General features: G+C 70.2%; 1 protein-coding gene. It reads right to left on the minus strand.

Annotated elements, in window-relative coordinates; genetic code table 11:
* Positions 1-3,077 (minus strand): SDR family NAD(P)-dependent oxidoreductase (locus ACWCSU_RS52690; protein WP_449945208.1); only part of this gene is annotated, 3,077 nt, incomplete at its 3' end.
* Positions 3,078-3,120 lie beyond the last annotated feature (43 nt).

A 3,120-nucleotide genomic window follows, 5' to 3' on the forward strand; every position in this document is an offset into this window, starting at 1 on the left:
GCACCGAGGTCCCAGCCCCTGTTCGTCGGGAACCCACCGATCCCGTCGCCGCCCTCGACCACCAGCCGCCACAGATCATCGGCCGATCGCACCCCGCCCGGGTAGCGGCACGCCATCGACACGATCGCGATCGGATCATCCGTGACCGGGACGAGAGCCGTCGGGCCGATCACATCAGCATGCCGACCGAGCAGTTCGGCCAGCAGGAACTCGGCCAGCACGACCGGGGTCGGATAGTCGAACACCAGAGTCGCCGGCAGCCGCAGCCCCGTCGTCGTGCTCAGCCGGTTACGGAACTCGACCGCGGTGAGCGAGTCGAAGCCCAGCTCGCGGAACTCACGCCGTACCTGGACCTCCTCCCCCGAACCGTGTCCCAGCACCACAGCGGCGTGTGTGCGCACCAGTTCCAACATGGTCTCGATCTGGTCGGCCGGCTCCTGCCGGGCCAGCCGGCGTACCAACTCGGAATCCCCGTTCGCCGAAGCGGCCGTCCGGCGAGCACCTCGGACGAGTCCGCGCAGCAGGTGCGGCACCCTGCCGTGCTTGCGCACCGCAGCCACATCGAACCGTGCCGCAACCACCAGCGCCTGCTCCGCTCCGGTGGCTGCGTCGAACAGGGTCACCCCCTGCTTCACCGTCAGCGGCAGCATCCCCGCACGGGCCATTCGCCGCATGTCCGCCTGACCCAGCGCGCCCGTCATCCCGGCGTCCTGGGCCCACGGACCCCACGCGATCGACACCCCGGCCAGGCCCAGCCCACGCCGATGCTCCGCCAGCGCGTCCAAGAACGCGTTCGCCGCCGCGTAGTTACCCTGCCCCGCACCACCGAACGTCCCCGCCACCGACGAGAACAAGACAAACGCCGCCAGATCCAACTCCTGAGTCAGCTCATGCAAATACCACGCCGCATCCACCTTCGGCCGCAACACCGTCTCCAACGCCTCAGACGTCAACGACGCGACCGTCCCGTCCTCCAACACACCCGCAGCGTGAACCACCGCCGTCAGCGCACGCCCCGACACCAGCCCCGCCACCTGCCCCCGATCCGACACATCACAAGCCGCGATCTCGACGTCAACACCCTGCGCGACCAGCTCAGCCTGAAGCTCCGCCGCACCCGGCGCGCCGAGCCCCCGACGACTGGCCAACAGCAACCGGCGCACCCCGTACACGGCCACCACATGCCGGGCGACCTCAGCACCCAGACCACCCGTGCCCCCAGTGATCAGAACCGTCCCATCCCGATCCCACCGGCGCCCGCCCCCAGAACCGGCCACCCGCACCAACCTCGGCACCCACACGCCACCATCACGGATCAACGCCTGCGGCTCACCGGACCCCACCACACCAAGCAGCACCGGCACCGAAACCTCATCGGCATCCACCAGAACGAACCGGCCAGGATTCTCCGACTGAGCACTACGCACCAAACCACGCACCGCCGCCACCGAAAGATCCCCGGCACCCCGCACCACCACCACCAGACGCGACTCGGCGAACCGCTCATCAGCCAGCCACTCCTGAAGCAGTTCAAGCGTCGACGCGGTGACCTCATGCGCGCCCGCCACCACGTCCAGACCCGGACCGGCCGCAGCCTCAGCCAGCACCACATCCGGAACCGGACCCGCCTCGGCCAGCGCCGACAGATCCCGGTGAACCTCGATCGGCCCCCACCCGGCCGTAGAGTCCCCCACCGAACAGACCGACGGCGCCGGATCGGCCTCGGGGAGCTCCGCCAGCGGAGTCCACTCCACACGGAACAGCCCGTCCCGCTCCGCCGGCCGGCCACCGGCGACCGGCGACACCGGCCGCAACACCAGCGACCCCGCCGAGAACACCGGATCTCCCGCAGCGTCCACCGCTGCCAGCATGACCGCGTCGGCAGCGGCCCGAACCAGCCGGACCCGCAGCATCGAGGCGCCGCCCGCGTGCAGGCACACATCGCCCCACGAGAACGGCAGGCGCCCGCCCTCGGTTTCGTCCAGCCCGACCAGGGTCACGGCATGCAACGCCGCGTCCAGCAGGGCTGGATGCACACCGTACGAAGCAGCGTCCCCAGCCTGCTCAGGCAGCGCGACCTCGGCGAACACCTCACCCTCAGCTCCGCGCCAGGCGGCGCGCAGCCCCTGGAACAGGGGACCGTACTCCAGCCCGTCCAACGCGAGCTGTTCGTACAACCCGTCCAGCTCGATCGCGGTCGCGCCCTGCGGCGGCCACAGCGAGGCGTCGAACGGCTCACCTGGAGAGGCGCCGGTAGCCAGGGTGCCCGTGGCATGCCGTACCCAGGGCACATCGTCGGCGGCCTCCGCCGGCCGAGCGTAAACGTCAAGGCTACGGTGACCCGTCTCCTGCGCGGGGCCAACCCACGCCTGTACCGCCACCCCGTCGTCCTCGCCGAGGACCAACGGCGCGGTCAGCGTCAGTTCCTCGACCCGATCGCAGCCGACCTGGTCACCGGCTCGGATCGCCAGCTCAAGGAACCCGGTGCCGGGGAAGACGACCGTGCCGGCGACAGCATGGTCGGCCAACCATGGGTGCGTCTCCAGCGACAACCGCCCGGTCAGCAGCACACCATCGGAATCGGCCAGACCGACCGCCGCGCCGAGCAGCGGATGCCCAGCCGCCGCCAGCCCCGCCGCCGCCACATTTCCCACCTGTGAACCCGCCCGGCCGGGCCAGTACCACTGGTGCTGGAAGGCGTACGTCGGCAGGGCCACCCGGCGGGCACCAGGGAACACCATCCGCCAGTCGATCGGCACTCCGCGCACGTGCAGCCGGGCCAGCGCCTCGACGGCGGTGCTCGGCTCGTCACGATCCTTGCGCAGCACAGGCACCAGCACCGCATCGGCGTCGAGCGTCTCGGCGGCCATCGCGGTCAGCACGCCGTCCGGGCCCAGTTCCAGGAACGCCTGCGCATCCGCCTCTCGTACGGCATCAGAGAACCGGACCGTGCCCCGAACCTGGTCCACCCAGTAATCCGGCGAGCACACATCCCCTGTGGTGACGATCGGGATCCGCGGCGAGTTGTACGTCAACGTGCGAGCAACCGCACGGAAATCCTCCAGCATCGGATCCATCAACGACGAGTGGAAAGCGTGCGACACCCGCAACCGCCTCGTC

The sequence above is a fragment of the Nonomuraea sp. NPDC001699 genome, from assembly GCF_053596455.1.